Annotated in this window: 1 pseudogene; it reads right to left on the bottom strand. The window is 68.1% G+C overall.

Annotated features, from left to right (window positions below):
- Positions 1-685 (bottom strand): annotated as a pseudogene (locus IEZ12_RS37375) (IS5 family transposase); the annotation flags it as partial.
- Positions 686-714: the final 29 nt, after the last annotated feature.

Below are 714 nucleotides of genomic sequence, written 5' to 3'. Positions count from 1 at the left end.
CGCTCGATCACCCATCGGTGTCGGCCGAGACGCTGGGAGGATTCGATACCCCTGCGGGCGATGCGGGCCGGGATCTGACGCCGCCGCAGATAGCAGCGGATGAAGCGGTGGTCGTAGGCTTTGTCGCCGTGCAGCTTGCCCGGTCGGCGGCGTCTGGGTCCGCGGCGCGAGCGGATCGGCGGGATCGCTTCGACGAGCGGGATCAGGGCCTGGCTGTCGTGCAGGTTGGCCCCGGACACCGCAAGCGACAGGGGCAGACCGGTGCGTTCTGTGAGGAGGTGGATCTTCGACCCGTACTTGCCCCGATCGACAGGATTCGGACCCGTCAGGTCCCCCTTTTCAGGGCTCTCATGTTCACCGAGTCGACCGCGCACCGGGACCAGTCCAGGTCGCCCCGCGCGCCGAGTTCGTCAAGAACCACCCGGTGGAGTTTGGCCCAGACCCGGGCCCTGCTCCACTCGGCGAAACGACGATGGGCGGTAGGCCCGGACGGCCCGAAGCAGGGCGGTAGTTGGGCCCACGTGCACCCCGAGGTGGCGACGAACACGATCGCGGCCAGCACCTCGCGATCTCCGTAGCGGCGCCGGCCACCGCCCTGCGGCCGGGTCGGCGTCGCCGGCACCACCAACTGGAACAACTCCCACAACTCGTCCGGCACCAGACGCTCCACGATCAGCACGCCCAGAGTCTAGCTATCCAAATGAGATGACTTCT

Source organism: Kitasatospora griseola (assembly GCF_014648555.1).
Taxonomy (GTDB): Bacteria; Actinomycetota; Actinomycetes; order Streptomycetales; family Streptomycetaceae; genus Kitasatospora; species Kitasatospora griseola.
Note: the sequence above shows the minus strand (reverse complement) of the source record. Positions and strands in the feature narration are given on the sequence as shown.